This is a genomic window from Morganella psychrotolerans, assembly GCF_001676055.1.
Classification (GTDB): Bacteria; Pseudomonadota; Gammaproteobacteria; order Enterobacterales; family Enterobacteriaceae; genus Morganella; species Morganella psychrotolerans_B.
The window spans coordinates 25,436-46,401 of the sequence record NZ_LZEX01000046.1 but is presented as its reverse complement, the minus strand read 5'-3'; the positions used below and the strand labels follow the sequence as shown (position 1 = coordinate 46,401).

The window sequence follows — 20,966 nt, the reverse complement described above, 5'->3', positions numbered from 1 at the left end:
ATGAGGTAAACTTTCTCCCTGAGAGCTGAAGAACCCGCGCAAATGTCGCGGGTTTTTTTTATACCTGCAAACCGGAAAACAGAACAAATAAGAATAAAGAGGATCACAACATGAGCGATAACGTCATCATTTTTGATACCACACTGCGTGACGGGGAGCAGGCATTACAGGCCAGTCTCAGTGTCAAAGAAAAATTGCAGATTGCATTTCAGCTCGAACGCATGGGTGTGGATATTATTGAGGCGGGCTTCCCTGTCTCCTCTCCGGGCGACTTTCAGTCTGTTCAGACTATCGCCCGTGAGATTAAAAACAGCCGGATAGCGGCGTTATCGCGCTGTGTGATCGGGGATATTGATGCCGCTGCTGAATCATTGAAAGTCGCGGAAGCATTCAGATTACATATGGTACTGGCGACCTCCGGGATCCACGTCAAAACCAAATTACGCAAAACCTTTGCAGACATCATCGATATGGCGGTCGGCTCCATCAAACATGCCCGCCGCTTTACCGATGACGTCGAATTCTCCTGCGAAGATGCCGGGCGCACGGATATTGATGATTTATGCCGCATTGTGGAAGCCGCAATTAACGCCGGGGCCACCACAGTCAATATCCCGGACACGGTCGGTTACACCACGCCATATCAGTTCGGCGGGATCATCAGTGAATTATTCAACCGCGTACCTAATATTGATAAAACCATTATTTCAGTCCATTGCCACGACGATTTAGGCATGTCTGTTGCAAATTCCATTACTGCTGTTCAGGCGGGCGCACGCCAGATAGAGGGCACAATCAACGGATTAGGTGAACGCGCCGGTAACTGCGCGCTGGAAGAAGTGGTGATGGCGATCAAAGTGCGCGAAAAAATGTTAGGCGTGCGCACGGGGATCAACCACAAAGAAATCTACCGTACCAGCCAGTTAGTCAGTCAGTTATGTAACACCCCTGTACCACCGAATAAAGCTGTGGTCGGCAGCAACGCCTTCTCTCACTCCTCAGGTATTCACCAGGACGGCGTGATTAAAAACCGCGAAACCTACGAAATCATGACGCCCGCCAGCATCGGGTTAAAAGATAATTTAATCAACCTGACCTCCCGCTCCGGGCGCGCGGCGGTAAAACACCGCATGGCAGAAATGGGTTATCAGGAAGCGGATTATAACCTGGATGAATTATATGCCGACTTCCTGAAACTGGCAGACAAAAAAGGTCAGGTGTTTGATTATGACCTGGAAGCCCTGGTATTTATGAAACAGCAACATGCGGAGCCGGAGCACTTCTCTCTGGCCTTCCTCAACACCCAGTCAGGTACCGGCGTGAAAGCCTCCGCGACAGTCAGAATGCAGGCAGGCGATAACATTATCTCTGAATCCGCACAGGGGAACGGCCCGGTTGACGCGGCTTATGAAGCCATCCGCCGGATCGCCGGTTATTCCCTGACACTCGCCTCGTATCAGCTGACCGCCAAAGGTCAGGGAACGGATGCGCTGGGACAGGTCAATATTGTTGTGGAGTACGAAGGGCGCAAATACCACGCATGGGGCTGGCAACCGATATTGTGGAGTCATCCGCACAGGCCATTATCCATGCCATTAACAGTATCTGGCGGGCAGGTCTGGTCAAAGAAGAAAAGCAACGTATTCAGTCAGATGACGCAACCAATAACAATACAGAAACAAAGGAAGCGGTGTAACTATGTCGGAACATAACGCAAAAAAAACATCAGAAAAATACCATATTGCTGTTTTACCGGGCGACGGAATAGGCCCTGAAATCATGGCTCAGGCTTACAAGGTGCTGGATGCAGTACGCGGGCGCTTTAATCTGACCATCACCACCAGTGAATATGATGTCGGCGGCATTGCCATCGACAATCACGGGCACCCGCTGCCGCCTGCCACACTGAAAGGCTGTGAACAGGCGGATGCTGTTCTGTTCGGCTCCGTCGGCGGCCCGAAATGGGAAAAATTGCCGCCGGATTCACAACCGGAGCGCGGCGCACTGCTGCCGTTGCGTGCTCACTTTAAATTATTCAGTAACCTGCGCCCTGCCCGGCTCTATCCGGCGCTGGAAGCATTCTGTCCGCTGCGCAGTGATATCGCCGCGCGTGGTTTTGACATCCTGTGTGTCCGCGAACTGACCGGCGGGATCTACTTCGGTCAGCCGAAAGGCCGTGAAGGAGAAGGCAAATATGAGCGTGCTTATGATACCGAGGTGTATCACCGCTATGAAATCGAGCGTATCGCCCATATTGCTTTTGCATCCGCGCAAAAACGTCGCAAACAAGTGACCTCTATCGACAAAGCGAATGTGCTGCAAAGTTCAGTGTTATGGCGCGAAGTAGTGACTGAAATCGCGCAGCAATATCCTGATGTCGCGCTGTCACACATGTATATCGATAACGCTGCCATGCAGATGGTAAAAGATCCGTCCCAGTTTGATGTCATTCTCTGCTCAAACCTTTTCGGTGACATTATTTCTGATGAGTGCGCCATGATCACCGGCTCTATGGGTATGCTGCCGTCTGCCAGTCTGAACGCGGAAAAATTCGGATTATATGAACCGGCGGGCGGCTCCGCACCGGATATTGCCGGGCAAAATATTGCCAATCCGGTCGCACAAATTTTATCTGCCGCCATGATGCTGCGTTTCAGTCTGGGACAAGCCGCAGCGGCCGATTGCATCGAAAATGCCGTCAATAACGCGCTGAACGCCGGTTACCGGACAAGAGATGTCGCCGGCAACGGCAAAAGTGTCACTACTGGTGAGATGGGCGATATCATCGCGCGATTAATTACACAAGGGGCTTAAAATGCGCACAGGCAAAACCTTATACCAGAAATTATATGATGCCCATGTGGTTCGTGAAGCAGAAAACGAAACCCCGATCCTGTACATCGACCGCCATCTGGTGCATGAAGTGACTTCCCCGCAGGCATTTGACGGATTACGGGCAAAAAACCGCGTGGTGCGCCGCCCGGAAAAAACCTTTGCCACCATGGATCACAATGTGTCAACGCAGACCAAAGATATTAATGCCTGCGGCGATATGGCACGTATTCAGATGCAGGAACTGATGAAAAACTGCGACGCATTTGGTGTCCGTCTCTATGACTTAAACCATCCGTTTCAGGGCATTGTCCATGTGATGGGACCGGAACAGGGTATTACCCTGCCGGGCATGACCATTGTCTGCGGCGATTCCCACACCGCCACCCACGGCGCGTTCGGCTCCCTGGCATTCGGGATCGGCACATCAGAAGTTGAACATGTATTAGCAACCCAGACATTGAAACAGGCGCGGGCGAAAACCCTGAAAATAGAAGTGCGTGGTCAGGTGGCGCCCGGTGTTACGGCAAAAGACATAGTGCTGGCAATCATCGGACGTACCGGCAGCGCAGGCGGAACAGGCTATATCGCAGAATTTTGTGGTGATGCCATCGAAGCGCTCTCCATGGAAGGCCGTATGACCGTCTGTAATATGGCGATTGAAATGGGCGCGAAAGCCGGGATGATTGCCCCGGATCAAACCACATTTGATTATATAAAAGGTCGTCAGTTTGCACCGACAGAATCTGACTGGGATGCCGCCGTTGCTTACTGGGCAACCCTGAAAACAGATGCGGACGCTCAATTTGATGCTGAAATTATTATTGAGGCCGCCGATATTGCCCCGCAGGTCACCTGGGGCACCAATCCGGGTCAGGTCATTGCGATCGACCAGGCGATACCGGCACCGGACAGTTTCACAGATCCTGTCGAGCGGGCATCAGCTGAAAAAGCGCTGGCTTATATGAACCTGACACCCGGCGAAAAATTAACCGATGTGAAAATTGACAAAGTATTTATCGGCTCCTGCACCAATTCACGGATTGAAGATTTACGTGCAGCCGCTGCCATTGCCAAAGGCCGGAAAGTGGCTCAGGGCGTGCAGGCGATAGTGGTGCCGGGCTCCGGTCCGGTGAAATCACAGGCGGAAGCGGAAGGTCTGGACAAAATATTTACCGAAGCCGGCTTTGAGTGGCGCTTGCCGGGCTGCTCCATGTGTCTGGCGATGAATAACGATCGTCTGGAGCCGGGTGAGCGCTGTGCCTCCACCAGCAACCGTAACTTTGAAGGACGCCAGGGGCGCGGCGGACGGACTCATTTAGTCAGCCCGGCAATGGCTGCCGCTGCGGCTGTCACCGGCAACTTTGCCGATATCCGCACCATTGAAACGCACTGAGCGGGGAGAAAATAATGGAAAAATTTATTGTACACCGGGGCATTGTCGCCCCGCTGGATACGGCAAATGTGGATACGGATGCCATCATCCCTAAACAATTTCTGCAAAAAGTCACCCGCACAGGGTTCGGGCAGCATTTGTTTAATGACTGGCGTTTTCTCGATGATGACGGACAAATACCAAACCCGGATTTTGTCCTTAATTTTCCGCGTTATCAGGGCGCATCGATTTTGCTGGCACGGGAAAATTTCGGCTGCGGCTCTTCCCGTGAGCACGCGCCGTGGGCGTTAACCGATTACGGCTTCAACGTCGTGATAGCACCAAGCTTTGCCGATATCTTTTACGGCAATTCATTTAACAACCAATTGTTGCCGGTAAAATTACCTGAAGCCGCAATAAATGAACTGTTTGCCTGGGTGCAGTCTACAGAAGGCGCAGAAATAACCGTTGATCTGGAAAAAGAGACGGTTTTTGCCAACGGCAAAGCCTATCCGTTCTCTGTGGATACTTTCCGCCGCCACTGCATGATGAACGGACTGGACAGCATCGGGCTGACCTTGCAACACGACAGTATGATTTCCCGTTTTGAATCACAGCAACCTGAGTTCTTGCGTTAATCTCCACCATTGAACCCCTGCCATTACCCCTTTTGTAATGGCAGCTTTTTCCCTGTTTAACCTACTTTTATACCTGCCTTTATACCCTGTAATTCAGACATAAAAAAAACCAGCCTTACGGCTGGCGGTTAATATATACCCGACGTCATTCAAGATGCAGGAAGGCGGCAAGCTCCGATTGCCGGGGAGCATACATCAGTATGTGACCCGGCAAGCTGAGCGCAGCCAACACACCTGCAGTTTGAATGAATAAGGGTATAACCATTACTCAAGAATAAGGGAGTGAGTCAGGTATCACACTGACATCATGAGCTGCTTTAATGATAAGAAGTATGGATCTAATATAAGGAAATATAAATGGATGAAAAAAAACCCGGAGTTCCCCTTTTATGAGCACACCCCGCCTGCAATATCAATTCATCCGCCTGTGGCAACACCATCAGGGACAAAATACCGACATCACCCTTCAGGAACTTGCTGCGATCCTGCACTGCTCACGCCGCCATGTCCGCTCACTGCTCAATAATATGCAGAGCGCAGGCTGGCTTCACTGGCAGGCGGAAGCAGGACGGGGTAAGCGCTCACATCTCAGCTTTCTGCAAAGCGGACGTGAGTTACAGCACGCCCGCGCCGAACTATTGATTGAACAGGATAATATCGAAAAACTGGTTGAGATGGTCAATGACAAGGATGCCATGCGCCAAATGGTGTTGTCTCAGTTAGAACGCAGCTTCCGGCAGGGAAAAAGTCTGCTGCGCATTGTCTATTACCGGCCGTTTTATAATTTACTGCCCGGCTCGCCGCTGCGCCGCTCGGAAGTGCATCTGCTCAGCCAGATTTTTAATGGTCTGACCGCCATAAATGAGGAAAACGGGGAAGTTATTCCTGCGCTGGCGCATCACTGGCAACAAATCGGCGATAAACAATGGCGTTTCTGGCTGCGCCCTGCGGTCTTTTTCCACCACGGGCGGGAATTGCAGATGGTGGATATTATCTCCTCCTTTGAACGCCTGCGAGACCGGCATCCGCTCTTCAGCCATATCCGGACGGTCCGCTCAGATAGCCCTCATATCATTGATATCACGCTGAGTGATGAAGATCAGTGGTTTCCGGTACTCACCGGCAGCCCGCATGCCGCTATCCTGCCGCATGAATGGCAGGAACTGCCGGATTTTTCCCGCCACCCGGTCGGTACAGGACCTTATCAGGTCGTCTGTAATAATGACAAAAAACTGACTATCCGTGCCTTTGACCATTATTATGGCTACCGCGCGCTTCTGGATGAAGTGTCTGTCATCGTCGTGCCGGAACTGGAAGAGAAAATGATCTGCACCACGCTGCACATCGGCAACGACAGAACGCAGAGCGATTCCCTCGACAGCCGCATGGAAGAGGGCTGTTACTTTCTCCTTCATGACAAACGTTCAGAGAAAGGAAAACGGGAAGATATCCGCTGCTGGCTCAACAGCCTGATGACACCCGTCAATCTGCTGTATCATTGCGACCCGCTCTATCAGCGCCACTGGCGACCCGCATACGGTCTGCTGCTGCGCTGGCATCACAGCAAACTGATCGCACCCTGTGAAAAACCGGCGGATCTCACCGAACTGACACTGACTTATTATCACGATCACCATGAATACCATGCAATCGGCAAGTTACTGCAAAAACTGCTGGCTGAGTACGGCGTCACTCTGCACATTGTTATCACTGATTACGACACCTGGTTTCACGGCAACAGTGAGAGTGATTTCTGGCTTGCCACCGCCAACTTCTATAAACCGCTGGAATTTTCCATCTTTGCCACCCTTTATGAACTTCCTCTGCTGCACCACTGTCTGGCTGATGATTTGCGCACGCCGCTGAAACAGTGGCGTCAGAACACACTGTCACTGGCACAGTGGTGTGAAAAGATGGTGGATGAACAGATGCTTTACCCGCTGTTCCATCACTGGCTGGAGTTACAGGGACAACGCAGTATGCGCGGTGTCAAAATGAACACCTTTGGCTGGTTTGATTTTAAATCAGCCTGGTTTATCCCGCCGGAGAGTTAATTCACAGAAAATGGCAAAGTTATAAACACCCATCAACAAAAAAATGGCTTTTATTCACGTTTTCTGTGGATATAGTTGTGAAGAACGCAAGGGTAATGGGGGTATAGTTTTTATTACCCCTCGGTTGACAAAAAACAATGCAACAATCAATTCGTTAATAATCAATAATATAATCGCAATAAAAAAGAGAATTATCTGAATTATTCACTCCCGGTGATTTTCACAAACTCACGGAGAACAAAAAATAACCATCACTATAGTTATCCACAGATTGTGGCTTATCAATAAGCAAAATTGCGTCTCAGACGCGAAGGAGACCGTAAGTCAAGGCTGTAAATCGAACCAGTAGTACAGTGGTTTTCCACTTATCCCATAAAGCTGTGGATAACTTGGTGTGTGATCCTGTACATTGTTTGAAGATGCCCGTGCACAACCCGCCAAACCAGCTCTGTACACATCGGCGAAAAATTAAAATTAATAGCTATATATCAATAAATTAGATAGCATTTATTTTTCATTCATATCCATGTATTATTTTACCGGATACCACTGTTCAAATTTTAAGCAGCTATAAATGATGACACGCCCCTTTCAGCCACCGTTACCCCCTGACAGCGAAACCGCGCTGCTTTCCCGTGCCCGGTCCCTGGCGGGAGCCACCTTCGGTGAGCTTGCCGCCGTCGCAGGAATACCCGTGCCGCCTGATTTGCGCCGTGATAAAGGCTGGGTCGGCATGCTGCTGGAATACTGGCTGGGCGCGGAAGCGGGCAGTAAAGCGGAGCAGGATTTTACCCGCATCGGCGTGGAGCTGAAAACCATCCCTGTTGACGGACACGGCACGCCGCTGGAAACCACCTTTGTCTGTGTTGCACCGCTGACCGGCAACAGTGGTGTTACCTGGGCACAGTGCCATGTGCGCCATAAGCTGTCCCGTGTCTTGTGGGTGCCGGTGGAAGGTTCGCGTGATATCCCTCTGGCACAGCGCAGGGTCGGCTCACCGCTGCTCTGGTCACCATCAGAAGAGGAAGAACGGCTGTTGCAATCAGACTGGGAAGAGCTGATGGATATGATAGTGCTGGGAAAAGTGGAACAGATCACCGCCCGTCACGGGCAAGTGATGCAAATCCGCCCGAAAGCGGCAAACAGCCGGGCGCTGACAGACGCCATCGGCCCGCAGGGTCAGCCGATACAAACGCTGCCCCGTGGATTTTATCTGAAGAAAAACTTCACCGCGCCACTTCTTAAGCGCTATTTTCAGTGTTAAACACCACCAGCAATCGATATATTTGTGGGGTTCAGCGCAGTAAATAATATTCTTTTCATTCATTATCACTGGTTCACTAATCATTCTTCAGGAGTGTTACGGATGAAACAGACGTTACTGACTATCTCCCTTGCCGCCGCGTTACTGACCCCCGCCCTTCCCGCTTTTGCCGATACCTCAGCAGATACAATGACACTGGAACAGGTGCTGGTGATGAGCCGCCATAACCTGCGCACCCCGATTGTAAACACCGGGATCCTGACTGAAATAACGGATAAAACCTGGCCTGCGTGGGATGCACAGAGCGGCTACCTGACCACTAAAGGGGGCGCGCTGGAAGTCTATATGGGGCACTATTTCCGTGAATGGCTGGATGAGAACAAATTACTGCCGGATACCCTGTGCCCGACAGATGCAAAAACACTGAGTGTGTACGCCAACAGTCTGCAACGTACCATTGCCACCGCGCAGTTCTTTACCGCAGGGGCATTCCCTGGTTGCGCGGTCACCGTTAAGCATCAGCCGGAAATCGGCACTATGGACCCGGTATTTAACCCGATAGTGACCAATGACAGTGCTGAATTTAAAACCACGGCGCTGGCCGCAATGGAAGAACATTATAAAAGTCAGGATCTGGCCCCGGGCTATAATGCGCTGAATACCCTGCTCAATATTAAAAATTCAGAGCAGTGCAAAACAAATAAACTCTGCTCCCTGGCTGACGGAAAAAACAGCTTTATTATTGAAGCAGGTAAAGAGCCGGGCGTTAAAGGGCCGCTGAAAATGGCCAACTCCGCTGTAGATGCTATCGATTTACAATATTATGAAGGCTTCCCGGCTGATGATGTTGCCTGGGGTGAAATAACCACGCCTGAACAATGGAAAACACTGAATACCTTAAAGAACGGTTATCAGGAGAGCTTATTCACACCGCGCATTATCGCAAAAAATGTCGCACATCCGCTACTGAGCTATATTAATCAGCACTTTGCCGCGGCAACCCCGGAAAATGAAGCGAAATTTACCTTCCTTGCCGGACATGATTCCAATATTGCCTCACTGCTCTCTGCTCTGGACTTTAAACCGTATCAGTTACCGGAACAATATGAGCACACGCCTATCGGCGGAAAACTGGTTTTCCAGCGCTGGACAGACAAAAAAGATAATAAATCCTACGCTAAAATTAACTATATTTATCAGTCATCTGATCAATTGCGAAATACCAGTTACCTCTCCTTAAAAACACCGCCGAAAAATGTCACCCTGGAACTGAAAAATTGCCCGGTTGATAAAAATGGTTATTGCGGGTGGGAAACGTTCCAAAAAGTAATGAATGATTCACTGACACAATAAGCATTTTATTTTCATATTTAAGCCCGGCAGACTACTCTGCCGGTTTTTTATTATTATCGCTCCCACGCTTCGGATAACACTGATAGATATCGAACCGACAAGCCGCTAATATTCTATGGGCTAAAAATCATGTCCGTCATTACCGTAATAACACCGGCCTGAAGACAGGAATATTATAAATACGATGAAATACTTAAAAGCATTACCGGCGCCCTTAATTATCATAGCGCTCGCCTTAATAAGTTCAGGTTGCAGCAAAAAAAAACTATGATATTAAACCCGGTGAGAAAATTATGTATCCCTCCGGTGACGGCGTATTATTAGGTGCCTGTGAAAAATGGTCGCTGAAAGATGACCAAATCAGAAAAGCGATTTCCCTGAGCAAACCTTATGAAGCGCTGCCTTACGGTGAATACAGTCAGACGCCGTGTAATATGAGCGGCACTGTGACCATCAACGGAAAAACATGGGATTATCTGCTTAACGGCGGCGGGATCATCACATTAAGCATCGACGGTATGGTTCGCTACCGCGGTTGTGATACGCAAGCCTGTAAGCCCTATCTGCTGCTGCCTTACCGCGGAAAATCCTTTGCTGTCAGAGACACTGACACCCTGGTTACAGAAGAAGAGAGCACCGATCGCAAGCAGGGAAAACTGCTCAACCGGCAGAATGTCGCGCACAGACAGACCGATCCTGCCATGGTTTCCGGTTCACCGACCGATGGCACTATAATCAATGAAAACGGTCCGCTGCTGGCCGGTAAAGAAGTGAGTGCAGAACAACCGCCGCGCCAGCCGGTAGGCGGGCAAATGCGTAAACCGGAAACGCAGGCAGTACCGGCACAAAACGGCGCAAACGGACAAAAAGCCCCGTTAGGACGGCGTACCGCACCGCAAAATGCACCGGTTTATACGGATATGCAGAAAGCACCGGCTGACAGCGGGCGTATTCCGTCAGCGCAAAAACCGGCAAATAACGGACGCGTTCCTTCTGTGCCGTCAGATGTATCCTCCGGCAGAAACCCATCCATGCCATCAGTGGATATCGGAAAACCGACTATTTCGGCACCGGAGGTCGGTATTTCTGTTCCGGTAACGTCAGCGCCGAGTATTGATGTCAAAGCGCCGTCAGTCAGTCTGCCGAATGCGGATATTTCAATCCCGGTACTGAATAACCCGTTCTGACTATTTTATAAGAAATGAAACATTATCAGCTTTTATTGTCATCAATAAAAGGGCTGATTTCTATGATAAGCCAGCAAACCCCGCTCCCTGCTTCAGACTTCCCAGATAACAATCCATTCCGTCTGTGAATAAATGGAATAAACAACCAACCGCCACCGCGCGGAGTTTCCACGACGGCATCACCAGCAGGCAGAGATAAACCGCCGCCGCCCATACCGTATGCAGCGGATGAAAACCCACACTGCACCTGTCGGGATCAAAAATCGGATCTGCCAGTAAATGATCCGCATCCATAATCATGGTTGCTATCATAATGCAGGCAGCTGCTTTCCAGTGCTGCCGCCAAAACAACCGGGCGAATAAAACCGGCACCAGAAAATGAAAACCGTAATGCAGGATATTCCTGAATATCTCAAATACCACGATAACCCCGTTTATACCCTTATTTGTATTAACTCAGACCTGAGACTCTTATCTCACTTAAATTTTAAGTGCAGCAAGAATTGCAGCTTCCATTTTCTCCGGGGTGGTGAACGGTGCAAAACGCTTGAGCGGTTCACCGTCACGTCCGATCAGGAACTTAGTAAAATTCCACTTGATCCGCCCACCCGGCAGACCGGGCAGCTCATTTTTCAGATAACAGAATATCGGGTGTGCTGAGGTTCCGTTAACGTCGACTTTCCCGGACATCGGAAAGCTCACACCGTAGTTAATGTAACAGGTCTGCGCGATCTCCTCAGCGCCGCCGGGTTCTTGTTTCCCGAACTGATTGCAGGGGAAACCAAGCACCACAAAGCCCTGAGCTGCATATTTTTTGTAGAGTGCTTCAAGACCGCTGTATTGTGGCGTAAAGCCACAATGACTGGCTGTATTAACGACCAGAACCACCTTACCAGCGTAGTCAGCCATAGAGATGAGCTTCCCGCTAAGACTTGTAGCCGTCAATTGATGAAAGGTGGTCATATTAAAATCCTCAAAGCAGAACCCGCCGACATCGATATTGCAACATCGTTATTGCAATGTAATTACGTTGCTGTCAGGTCATGTGCGTGGAAAACCAATCCGATCCCTGATTGCATGCCTGGTCTGAAATCGCGTGCGGGTTATCTTTGCAAATTCTCAAGAAAAAAACAACAAACAGGCAATGCCCGCCGCAAGGCGTGAACTTGTTTCACATCAGGGGAGCATAATTCAGCGTGAGTTTTATATATAACCGTTCACATATCACTTTATGTTTTTTTATCCGCAAGTATAAAAATACAGGGATCATACATTTTGACGCAGAATTAACATAAACGTAATATAGCCCTTCTGTTTTTAATATGTCTTTTTTTGGTCTCCTTTTGGTCTCCGGATAAAAAGTAAAACATCAAACAGGTGGGTTGGTGTTGTATACATTCCGGCATCATCTTGTATATTTACGCTTTATTTAATAATTACCCTTAATAACATCAACTCTGCGGGTTATTAAAATAAAAAAACTATCCCCCGGTTTTATCCGGTTGTTAAAATAGAATAAGAACGACACAGAAAACGTTGTAAACTATTTGGGTGTTTGATAATGTAATCATGCTTTAAAATCGTTTTTAGGGGCACTTGTGAAGATGAACAAATTATTTTCACTAACCAGCCTGCCCGTTCAACATAAAAATCAATTAGCCAAATTTATTATTTATATGGATTAATTAAAAAATGAAAAAATTATTAATATTGCTTTTTTTGTTTTCACCGGCATACGCTGATTCTGTTGATTGCAAAGATAAGGATATAGCATTGTGTCAGAAAGCTACGAATGGCGATGCTATTGCGCAACTTAAGCTCGGGGAGTCGTATGTCGATGCTAAGTTGGATTATGCTGATAAGGATTATAATAAGGCTAAATACTGGTATGACCTTTCTGCCAATCAGGGGAATGCAGAAGCGCAACTTAATCTCGGAATACTGTATGCCTCAGGGATTCTCGGGACGCAGGATAATGACCAGGCCAGAAAATACTGGGAACTGGCGGCAAAGCAAAATAATGCTGTGGCGCAATATAATCTCGGACAGTTGTATTTTGACGGAAGAGGGGTTAAGCAGGATAATGCTTTAGCTAAAGATTTCTTTGAAAAGTCATGTAAGAACGGTTTTTCCCTCGCTTGTGACAGATAAAAACAATAAACAGCCTGATGATCCCGATCGCCGGTAGCGGCGCGTGGTTAAGTGGGTAAACGCTCAATCAGAGGTGACTCATCAGTCTCAGATACAAAAAACCCGCCTAAAGCGGGTTTAGTCCGTTGATCTGCCGGAAATCAACGTGTTTCACATACCAGCCAGTAATAATGGTTATTATTAAATCCGAATTCATCCAGCACTGTCAGGCCCAGTTTCCGGGTGTGTGCCGCATAAGAGCGCGGGTTTACTTTATTAATGAATGTCACAAGGATATCAAAACGCTGCGACATTTTTTCCAGCGCATAGGCGAATAATTCTTCCAGAACACCTTTTCCACGCACCGCTGTATCAATGCAAACCGGGCCGTACTGATAGGAATTTTCCATGCTGAGGGTCTGTCCTGCGAACGAATGCTCACCGAGTTTATCAATCATGTGAGCAAATAACGGCCAGGGTGACCAGTACTGCCAGGATGCAGCCATCACAAATGCCACGACTTTACCGTCCTGCTTTGCAATAAATAAACCTTGCTCATTCTCAATTAAATCAGCCATTTGTTCATCACTCATCTGTGTGGTAACAAATCCGTCCGGTTTATCTTCCGCACTGATCGTCGTCAGATGATAACGTGTCAGTAATGCTTTAACCTGATCCATATCCGCCAGTGTGGCTGTGCAATATTCCATCTTGATTCTCCATTCTTCGCTTTTTTATTTTGTGTTATTTATTCACCGTCAGGTGAAACCGCTATATCCGCAATGCGATCCGCGCCTATCACATTGAAATAGTCCTCTGCTGCCAGAGACATTGAGCGCACCAGTTCCCCTGCATTGAAATACACCCGGCCGGCACCGGTCAGACGTTTATCAACATACAGTGTCAGTGCGTCACTAAAACTGAACGGCGGCACCGCCCCCATCTGACATCCGGTCAGCGCCTGTGCTTTTTCCGGTGATGCAAAGGATGATTTTTTACCGCCCGCCAGCCGGGCGACATTTTTGAAATTGACTTTACAGTCTCCGGGCACAATCGCCAGTACATAAACCGGATCCTGAGACGGTATCGTCACTTCCAGCACCATTGCCTTGGCGGCCTGACTCAGCTTATTTCCCCGGATAGCACTTATCGCCTCTGAACGCCCCTCCTTCGGGTGCTCAATCACCTCAAAAGGAACCTGATGTGTATTTAATAAATGCGTGATTTTGTCAAATGTTGTCATATATACCCAACGTCATTCAAGTTGCAGGAAGGCGGCAAGGAAAGCCAGACGGGGAGCATAGATAAACTATGTGACCCGGCTGACTGACCGCAGCCAACGAACCTGCGGTTTGAATGAATAAGGGTATAAACCTCACAGTAAGCCGGGGAACTCCTTGATTCATAATTTACTCTCAGCATACTCTTTCTGATACACACAGAACCCTGAAGAATAAGGCAGTACAGATGGCGTCCCTTTCCCGCTACCGGCAGATAACAGAACAGATAAAACGAGCGGTTCAGGAAGGTGTGCTGCCGCCTGATACCCGGCTGCCGTCTGTCAGAACACTGGCGGCGCAGTATAATGTCAGCCTGACCACAGCACTGAAAGCCCTGCGCACACTGGAGGATGAACACGTCGCGGTTGCCAGGCCGAAGTCCGGTTTTTTTGTCGCGCCGATTCTGCCCCTGTCACGCGAACCGGTAAGATCAGAGATACTGCCTGCTGATTTTGCACCGCTCGATGAACAAACAGAACTGCATATGTCGATGGTCGGTGAAGCCTGCCGTGTCCCGTTGGATCTGGCGAACGGCAGGCGGGAGCTGTATCCGGTAAGAAAACTGAGCCAGATTATGCGCCAGCTCAGCTACAGCAAGCCCTTTCTGCTGGGCGATTGTGTAAAAGGAACAGGTTACCCGCCGCTGAAAGAAGAAATAGCACGGCGTGCGGTCAGTTACGGCTGCAATATTACCCCGGACACGCTGCTTATCACCAACGGCTGTATTGAAGCGCTCTCCCTCGCGCTGCGCGCAACCCTTGAGCCCGGGGATGCAGTCGCCGTGGAGTCTCCCTGCTATTTTGTCCTGTTACAGATGCTGCGCAATCTGGATCTCCGGCTGACCGAAGTGGACGCCTGCCCCGAAGGGTATGTGGATTGTGACAAACTCACCGCTCTGTTCCGCCGCAAAGCGGTAAAAGCATTTGTTACGCTGGCAAATGTAAATAATCCGCTGGGCAAGACGATCCCTGATGAAATCAAAGCGGATATCACCCGGCAGGCCGATGAAAACGGCATTATCATCATTGAGGATGATACTTTCGGTGATGCCGCATTTGGTGAGCAGCGCCCGTTTCCGATGCGGGCATTCAGCCGAAATGTGATCCTGTGCAGCGGATTTTCCAAAACCATCGCGCCCGGGGTACGGATAGGCTGGGTTCACAGCCTGCACTACATGCGGAAAATCACCTCGCTGAAATACACGTCATCAATGGGCTCTCAGATTCTGCCGCAGGCCGCCATCAGTGAACTGCTGAGTAACGGCGGCTATGATGCACATCTGCGCCGCCTGCGCCGTGAACTGGCAGTGCAGATACAAAAAATCCGCAATCTTGTTCTGCGGACATTTCCGCCGGGCACAACCGTGACTGAACCGGAGGGTGGCTATGTCCTGTGGGTGACAATGCCGGAAGGCAGCCTGAATGTCCGGACCCTGTTTCTCAACGCGCGGGCAGAAGGGATAGGTATTGCACCCGGTCATATTTTTGCGACGGACAGCCGCTATGACCGTAGTTTCCGGCTTAATGCAGGATTTGGCTGTGATACAGAAGTGGAAACGGCCATCATGCAGTTGGCGCAGTGGTGCCGGGGATCGTTACCGGCACAGAAAAGCCCGCCGGTGGCGGGCTGATAGTAAATACGATATATAAATTACTGCAACTCACTGTCCGTATACAATTTAGTCTGTTTAACCGCATTGATATCTTTTGCGCCACCCAGCATCATATTGATACGCAATTCTTTATTCAGTTGCTGAATAACTGAATTTACACCTTGCGCGCCGCCCAGATTCAGACCATAGAGAACAGGACGACCGACTGCCACAATATCCGCCCCTGACGCCAATGCTTTGAAAACATGCGAGCCACGGCGTACACCACTGTCAAACACCACAGGTACACGTTTATTAACCGTTTTTGCAATCGCCGGCAGTACATCAAAGGATGCCGGACCGCTGTCCAGCTGACGTCCGCCGTGGTTAGACACCCAAATAGCATCAGCGCCTGCTTCAATTACACGATCAGCATCTTCAGGAGATTGAATACCTTTGACGATCACCGGCAAGCCGGACATTTTTTTCACATATTGAATATCAGACGGGGTGAATGCCTGTTTTGCCTGCGCATAAATCTCACTGATCCCCGCCCCTTTTCCGGTTTTAGCACCATCATTGTTCTGTTTGGCGAACAATTCAAGGTTTGCAAATCCTAACGGAAATTGAAAATTATTGCGTAAATCATCTTCACGCCAGCCACCAACCGGAGAATCAACTGTCAGGATAATGGCTTTGGCGCCGCTCTCTTTTGCCCGTTTCAGGGTAAATTCATTGAAGGCATCATTCTTACTCATATAAAGCTGGAAAAAGAATGGATGTCCGTCTGATACCGCCGCAACCTCTTCAATGGTTTTATTACCGTAAGTGCTTAGTGTAAAAATAGATCCTGCTTGTGCCATCCCTCTTGCCGTCGCGATTTCCCCGTCACGGTGTGCTAATCCCTGGGCGGCCATCGGTGCCTGAATAACCGGGGTATCCAGCGGAATACCTAAAAGTGAGGTGGAGATATTGATATCTTTTAATTCAATTCCCTGCATGACCCGGGGCATTATATATTTTCGATCAAAGCTGGCGGTATTATCCCGCATATTTTTTTCATCTTCAGCCCCGCCACGTATATAGCCAAAAGCACCTTTATCCATATTGGCTTTCACCTGTGATTCCAGGTCATTCAGGTTCACTATTTTTAACGGGCCTTCTTTGATACTGGCTTTATATTCTGCCGCGTATGCGGTGGTCATCGTCATTGCCAGTCCTAAAACGGTGGCGGCAAAAAAACCTGCTTTTACTTTTTTCATTGAATAATCTCCGGATCCTTTACACTTTTATTTTTTAACCGCTTCAGCCTGAATGTTCAGTTTCACAGAAGCCGCCATTCCTTCTTTTACAAGGTAATCAACACCCCATTGAGTCCGGTCAATTGTGGTTTCAAAATCACCGCCGCAGACATCGGCTTTCAGGACCGGGCTGAAATAACAGCCAAACTTAGTGGTTTGTAATGTCACCGGATGTGTTTTTCCTTTCATGGTTAATTCACCATCAACAGAAACCACCTTGTTATCTTTAAAATTCCATTTGGTGGATTTAAAGGTAATAGCCGGATATTTTCCCGCATCAAGGATATCTGCACTCTGAATATGGTTATCAAATGCGGTAAGACCTGTATTTAATGCAGAAACAGGAATGGATACATCAATACTGCCGCGCTGTTTTTCAGGTGAATATGACATATCACCGGTAATTTCATAAAAACCACCGCTGTTAGTTGAGGTATTAAAGTGATCGATATAAAACACAGCTTTAGTGTGTGCCGGATCTAACTGATAATCAGCCGCCTGTGCGGCATTAAATAAAAACAGTGATGCAAAGAGTGATGCAAAGAGTGATGCAAAACATGATAACCTGATTTTTTTCATTATTTATTCCTGACTTATTTATCGGCAATGGCAGCAACGCATTATGCGCAGTGCCTGCATGGGATAAATAATACGGATCTGTTCACCCGGACAGTAGTGCGGATATTGATAAACACTGTTCTGAAAACAGGATAATCCGAATGCCCGGCACTGTTCTGTTTGTGCAACAGTGAAACCCGGATCCGTGACTACTCACTCATAATCTCCACCCCTATTATTAAGCCATACATAATTATCGGGAGATAAATCATGAGAAATATTATTGGTACATACCGCGCTCCTAAAGGGCACTGGGTCGGGGATGGCTTTCCTGTCAGCCAGATGTTTTCCTACAGTAACCACGGGAAACACCTGAATCCGTTTTTACTGCTCGACCGTGCCGGGCCGGCAGATTTCCCGCCTTCACAAGGTGCAAACCGCGGTGTTGGCGAGCACCCGCACAGAGGGTTTGAAACCGTCACTATTGTCTATGACGGCGGCGTGGCACATCACGATTCCACCGGAAAAGGCGGCGTGATAGGTCCCGGTGATGTGCAGTGGATGACAGCAGCGTCCGGGATACTGCATCAGGAATACCATTCTGATCGTTTTATGCAGGAAGGCGGAACGCTGGATATGGTGCAGTTGTGGGTAAATCTGCCGGCGACGGCAAAATCATCCGCGCCGGGGTATCAGTTACTGGAAAACAGCACGATCCCGACGGTCAATCTGCCGAATGATGCCGGGACGCTGCGGGTGATCGCCGGTGATTACGCCGGACAGCACGGGCCGGCGCGAACCTTTACGGAAATGGATGTGTGGGATCTGCGCCTGCGTGCCGGGAAAACCCTCGGACTGGTTGCCAAAGCAAACCGCAACGCAGGACTGGTCGTTCTGCACGGCAGCATTTATGTCGACAGCCACGCTCCGCTGAATACCGGTGAGCTGATGATCCTCGACGGGACAGACACGACTATTGTGCTCGACGCCACGGAAGATGCGGTCGTGCTGTTCCTCAGCGGTGAGCCTATTGATGAGCCGGTTGTCGGTTACGGGCCGTTCGTGATGAACAGCGAACAGGAAATCCGCGATGCCGTTGATGATTTTAATAACGGCAGTTTCGGGAAAATACCTGCTGCCCTGCTGCATAATACAAATTAGGCAAATTAGGCAAATTAGGCAAATTAGGCAAATTAGGCAAATAGCCGGGCTATTCTACTCACCTTGTGAGGCGAATAGCCGGGTTATTTGCCTCATGCCCGGTAAAACCATATCTGCACCCCGGCAGAACTATGCCCGTTTACGTTGCATATACATAAAATATGATAGCCTATAAACTCAATAATATCATAAGGATGATATACATTGGGAATCGACATTTCAGAAGAAAGGGAGATCAGATTTAATGCGGATCATGAACGCAGAATAATCACAGCTGTCAGAAAAAATCCCAAAATAACCGTAATTGGTACCCATCCGAGAATAACCGTTTACAGTATTTACCAAAGAACTAAATTCGGCGATACCGATCGTGATGGTAACCCACTGATTTACTCATTAAAAGGTATCAATAACTACACCATTACAAATAAAGAATTTTATAAATTTAAATCTTCATTCATCATTATTTTGAATAAAATCAAACAAACAATACCAGATTCAAATTATTTTTTAATTGCTATGCCATCATCGTCTGCAGTTTCAGTGCAATTCACTAAAAAAAATCGCCCGCCGATTTGGCATTCTCATGTATACAAACTGTTTTATAAAACAAACGGTAAGTGAAGTTATTACGCACTATCACACCTATGCACCAGATGTAAAACCTGCTCATAAAAAAGCAATACACCGGACATTATCTGAATTACAGAGATTACCGGTAAATACTATTTTTTCAATGAAACGGGTTCCGAACAAGATAAGACATTATTTTTCTCCCTGGAAATTAAATCCTGACTTCAATTATAACCAACTTAATAGCTCAGAAATTATTTTAGTTGATGATTTACTTTCAACCGGTACAACTCTCATCTCCGCCGCCGGGGAATTACAGCGCACCGGTCTGACCTGTTCTCTTGCAATATGTCTGCTGAGTAATCTCTGACTGCTTGATGTCCGCCGGGGAGTAAGATATAGTCGGGCAGAGCAGTATTTTTGTTCAGGAGCCGGCATACGCCCCCGGCTCTGAAAATATGAAGTATTTCGTCAGAGATACGGGTTCGTGCAGGCACCGTGATGATGGTCCGGACTATAAGAGCAAAGTAATCATCAGGAGAATGGCAGCGACATTCCCCAACAGACAAGTTGTAAAAATTACTGATCTTAAAAGTCACTTTATTGTGACTTTTTTATTGGTTCGTACTCACCCCGAAAATGGCTCCGTCCGCGGGATCCGTTCTGCCAGATAATTGAGCAGCGCCTGAACGGCGGGTAACAGTCCTTTTCGTGACGGGAAAACGGCGTGAATGATATCTTCCGGGAAATGCCAGTCCGGCAACATCCTGAGCAATTTACCTGTCGCCAGGTCATTGATAACCACACCTTCGGGCAGCCGGGCAATTCCCAGCCCTTTCAGGGCGGCACGGTGCAGTGTCATTACATCCGTTGTGGCAAGCCTCGCGGTCAGGTGCTTAGTGATGCTTCCGCCGGCGTTATCAGTCAGTGTCAGAGAATAGTTGTGTTTTTGCTCACTGTTGGCGAGGATCGGAAAATCGGCTAATTCATCGGGATGCCCGGGGGCGGCTTTACCGACAAACAGCTGCGGGGATGCCACCAATACACGGCGTGAATAGCCCAGCACTTTCATCGTCAGTCCTGAATCATCCAGCGGTAATGAGCGCACCCGCAGTGCAAGGTCAAACCCTTCACTGATAACATCCACCGGGCGGTTAACCGCCAGGATTTGTATATCAATATCCGGATAAAGAACCATAAAATCAGTCAATAAATCCTGAACATAAACTTGTAGCAAAGCCACCGGACAGGCTATTTTCAGGCTGCCGCGCGGGTGACTCTGCGCCGAACAGATAATCTCCTGTGCAATCTCCGCCTCATCAACCACATTTTTGCATTGCTGATAAAATAACTGACCAATTTCAGTCACATGAAATTGCCGTGTCGAGCGATAAATCAATGAAATATTGAGTTTTTGCTCTAAATCTGCAATCCGGCGGCTCAATTTGGATTTCGGGATCCCCAGCGCCAGTCCGGCCTGTGAAAAACCACCGTGCTCCACCACTTTCACATAATAATAAAGGTCGTTCAGATCGTATTTCATCCTGCTCCGCCATATTGCCTGTTTGTCTCTTAGTATATACCCAACACTATTCAGATTGCAGGCAGGCGGCAAGCTCCGACCGCCGGGGAGTATGTGACCCGGCGGGCTGAGTGCGGCCAACGAACC

At 48.6% G+C, this 20,966-nt stretch carries 18 protein-coding genes and 1 pseudogene; 12 read left to right on the top strand and 7 right to left on the bottom strand.

Annotation, left to right across the window (positions count from 1 at the left end):
• The first annotated feature begins 110 nt into the window (after positions 1-110).
• The 8 genes and pseudogenes from leuA to AYY17_RS20090 all read left to right on the top strand — a co-directional run bounded on the left by leuA (position 111) and on the right by AYY17_RS20090 (position 10,703).
• Positions 111-1,696: pseudogene (gene leuA / locus AYY17_RS20125) on the top strand (2-isopropylmalate synthase).
• Positions 1,697-1,698: 2 nt separating this feature from the next.
• Positions 1,699-2,814 carry a 3-isopropylmalate dehydrogenase gene (gene leuB, locus AYY17_RS20120; RefSeq protein ID WP_067426876.1) on the top strand — a complete coding sequence of 372 codons (1,116 nt, stop codon included), beginning with the start codon at positions 1,699-1,701 and terminating at the stop codon, positions 2,812-2,814.
• A 1-nt stretch (position 2,815) separates the two neighbouring features.
• Positions 2,816-4,228 carry a 3-isopropylmalate dehydratase large subunit gene (leuC, locus tag AYY17_RS20115; RefSeq protein WP_067426873.1) on the top strand — a complete coding sequence of 471 codons (1,413 nt, stop codon included), beginning with the start codon at positions 2,816-2,818 and terminating at the stop codon, positions 4,226-4,228.
• 14 nt (positions 4,229-4,242) lie between these two features.
• Entirely contained in the window at positions 4,243-4,845 is a 603-nt protein-coding gene (leuD, locus tag AYY17_RS20110; protein WP_067426869.1) for a 3-isopropylmalate dehydratase small subunit, read from the top strand.
• Positions 4,846-5,234: 389 nt separating this feature from the next.
• Complete coding sequence (sgrR, locus tag AYY17_RS20105; protein ID WP_067426866.1) at positions 5,235-6,899, top strand: HTH-type transcriptional regulator SgrR; 1,665 nt, start codon at positions 5,235-5,237, stop codon at positions 6,897-6,899.
• A gap of 577 nt (positions 6,900-7,476) precedes the next feature.
• Positions 7,477-8,163 (top strand): DNA mismatch repair endonuclease MutH, encoded by a 687-nt coding sequence (gene mutH, locus AYY17_RS20100; protein ID WP_067427196.1) that lies wholly within the window; start codon positions 7,477-7,479, stop codon positions 8,161-8,163.
• A gap of 102 nt (positions 8,164-8,265) precedes the next feature.
• Positions 8,266-9,516, top strand: a complete 1,251-nt coding sequence (gene agp / locus AYY17_RS20095; RefSeq protein ID WP_067426863.1) for a bifunctional glucose-1-phosphatase/inositol phosphatase — start codon at positions 8,266-8,268, stop codon at positions 9,514-9,516.
• Positions 9,517-9,809: 293 nt separating this feature from the next.
• A complete protein-coding gene (locus AYY17_RS20090; RefSeq protein WP_067426861.1) occupies positions 9,810-10,703 on the top strand; it encodes a hypothetical protein in 894 nt (297 codons plus the stop codon).
• 60 nt (positions 10,704-10,763) lie between these two features.
• Here the strand turns inward: AYY17_RS20090 and AYY17_RS20085 are convergent, their stop codons facing one another.
• On the bottom strand, positions 10,764-11,126 hold the full coding sequence (locus AYY17_RS20085; RefSeq protein ID WP_067426860.1) for a DUF6122 family protein: 363 nt from the start codon (positions 11,124-11,126) through the stop codon (positions 10,764-10,766).
• Between the two features lie 57 nt (positions 11,127-11,183).
• Positions 11,184-11,666, bottom strand: coding sequence for a glutathione peroxidase (locus AYY17_RS20080; RefSeq protein WP_067426857.1), 483 nt, complete (start codon positions 11,664-11,666; stop codon positions 11,184-11,186).
• Between the two features lie 729 nt (positions 11,667-12,395).
• On the opposite strand from AYY17_RS20080, the gene AYY17_RS20075 reads away from it, so the two are divergent.
• Positions 12,396-12,854, top strand: a complete 459-nt coding sequence (locus AYY17_RS20075; protein ID WP_067426855.1) for a tetratricopeptide repeat protein — start codon at positions 12,396-12,398, stop codon at positions 12,852-12,854.
• A gap of 140 nt (positions 12,855-12,994) precedes the next feature.
• On the opposite strand, the gene AYY17_RS20070 is transcribed toward AYY17_RS20075, so the two are convergent.
• Together AYY17_RS20070 and AYY17_RS20065 are read right to left on the bottom strand one after the other, a co-directional pair.
• Entirely contained in the window at positions 12,995-13,543 is a 549-nt protein-coding gene (locus AYY17_RS20070) for a GNAT family N-acetyltransferase (protein ID WP_067426853.1), read from the bottom strand.
• Between the two features lie 38 nt (positions 13,544-13,581).
• Entirely contained in the window at positions 13,582-14,076 is a 495-nt protein-coding gene (locus AYY17_RS20065; protein ID WP_067426850.1) for a YbaK/EbsC family protein, read from the bottom strand.
• 224 nt (positions 14,077-14,300) lie between these two features.
• On the opposite strand from AYY17_RS20065, the gene AYY17_RS20060 reads away from it, so the two are divergent.
• Entirely contained in the window at positions 14,301-15,743 is a 1,443-nt protein-coding gene (locus AYY17_RS20060; RefSeq protein WP_067426847.1) for an aminotransferase-like domain-containing protein, read from the top strand.
• A 20-nt stretch (positions 15,744-15,763) separates the two neighbouring features.
• On the opposite strand, the gene AYY17_RS20055 is transcribed toward AYY17_RS20060, so the two are convergent.
• Together AYY17_RS20055 and AYY17_RS20050 are read right to left on the bottom strand one after the other, a co-directional pair.
• Positions 15,764-16,966 (bottom strand): lactate oxidase, encoded by a 1,203-nt coding sequence (locus tag AYY17_RS20055; protein WP_067426844.1) that lies wholly within the window; start codon positions 16,964-16,966, stop codon positions 15,764-15,766.
• Between the two features lie 27 nt (positions 16,967-16,993).
• A complete protein-coding gene (locus AYY17_RS20050) occupies positions 16,994-17,584 on the bottom strand; it encodes a YceI family protein (RefSeq protein WP_067426841.1) in 591 nt (196 codons plus the stop codon).
• 249 nt (positions 17,585-17,833) lie between these two features.
• Here AYY17_RS20050 and AYY17_RS20045 point away from each other — a divergent pair, with 249 nt between their 5' ends.
• A complete protein-coding gene (locus tag AYY17_RS20045) occupies positions 17,834-18,724 on the top strand; it encodes a pirin family protein (RefSeq protein WP_067426840.1) in 891 nt (296 codons plus the stop codon).
• A 204-nt stretch (positions 18,725-18,928) separates the two neighbouring features.
• The gene (locus tag AYY17_RS20040) at positions 18,929-19,348 is read left to right on the top strand and encodes a hypothetical protein (RefSeq protein WP_067426838.1); all 420 of its coding nucleotides are present in this window, start codon (positions 18,929-18,931) and stop codon (positions 19,346-19,348) included.
• Between the two features lie 577 nt (positions 19,349-19,925).
• Here AYY17_RS20040 and AYY17_RS20030 read toward each other — a convergent pair.
• The gene (locus AYY17_RS20030; RefSeq protein WP_067426832.1) at positions 19,926-20,840 is read right to left on the bottom strand and encodes a LysR substrate-binding domain-containing protein; all 915 of its coding nucleotides are present in this window, start codon (positions 20,838-20,840) and stop codon (positions 19,926-19,928) included.
• Positions 20,841-20,966 lie beyond the last annotated feature (126 nt).

Excerpts from the sequence above, each read along its gene's own strand:
- leuB (WP_067426876.1), top strand. The coding sequence starts at position 1,699 with ATGTCGGAACATAACGCAAAAAAAACATCAGAAAAATACCATATTGCT.
- leuC (WP_067426873.1), top strand. The coding sequence starts at position 2,816 with ATGCGCACAGGCAAAACCTTATACCAGAAATTATATGATGCCCATGTG.
- leuD (WP_067426869.1), top strand. The coding sequence starts at position 4,243 with ATGGAAAAATTTATTGTACACCGGGGCATTGTCGCCCCGCTGGATACG.
- sgrR (WP_067426866.1), top strand. The coding sequence starts at position 5,235 with ATGAGCACACCCCGCCTGCAATATCAATTCATCCGCCTGTGGCAACAC.
- mutH (WP_067427196.1), top strand. The coding sequence starts at position 7,477 with ATGACACGCCCCTTTCAGCCACCGTTACCCCCTGACAGCGAAACCGCG.
- agp (WP_067426863.1), top strand. The coding sequence starts at position 8,266 with ATGAAACAGACGTTACTGACTATCTCCCTTGCCGCCGCGTTACTGACC.
- AYY17_RS20090 (WP_067426861.1), top strand. The coding sequence starts at position 9,810 with ATGTATCCCTCCGGTGACGGCGTATTATTAGGTGCCTGTGAAAAATGG.
- AYY17_RS20080 (WP_067426857.1), bottom strand. The coding sequence starts at position 11,666 with ATGACCACCTTTCATCAATTGACGGCTACAAGTCTTAGCGGGAAGCTC.
- AYY17_RS20075 (WP_067426855.1), top strand. The coding sequence starts at position 12,396 with ATGAAAAAATTATTAATATTGCTTTTTTTGTTTTCACCGGCATACGCT.
- AYY17_RS20070 (WP_067426853.1), bottom strand. The coding sequence starts at position 13,543 with ATGGAATATTGCACAGCCACACTGGCGGATATGGATCAGGTTAAAGCA.
- AYY17_RS20065 (WP_067426850.1), bottom strand. The coding sequence starts at position 14,076 with ATGACAACATTTGACAAAATCACGCATTTATTAAATACACATCAGGTT.
- AYY17_RS20060 (WP_067426847.1), top strand. The coding sequence starts at position 14,301 with ATGGCGTCCCTTTCCCGCTACCGGCAGATAACAGAACAGATAAAACGA.
- AYY17_RS20055 (WP_067426844.1), bottom strand. The coding sequence starts at position 16,966 with ATGAAAAAAGTAAAAGCAGGTTTTTTTGCCGCCACCGTTTTAGGACTG.
- AYY17_RS20050 (WP_067426841.1), bottom strand. The coding sequence starts at position 17,584 with ATGAAAAAAATCAGGTTATCATGTTTTGCATCACTCTTTGCATCACTC.
- AYY17_RS20045 (WP_067426840.1), top strand. The coding sequence starts at position 17,834 with ATGAGAAATATTATTGGTACATACCGCGCTCCTAAAGGGCACTGGGTC.
- AYY17_RS20030 (WP_067426832.1), bottom strand. The coding sequence starts at position 20,840 with ATGAAATACGATCTGAACGACCTTTATTATTATGTGAAAGTGGTGGAG.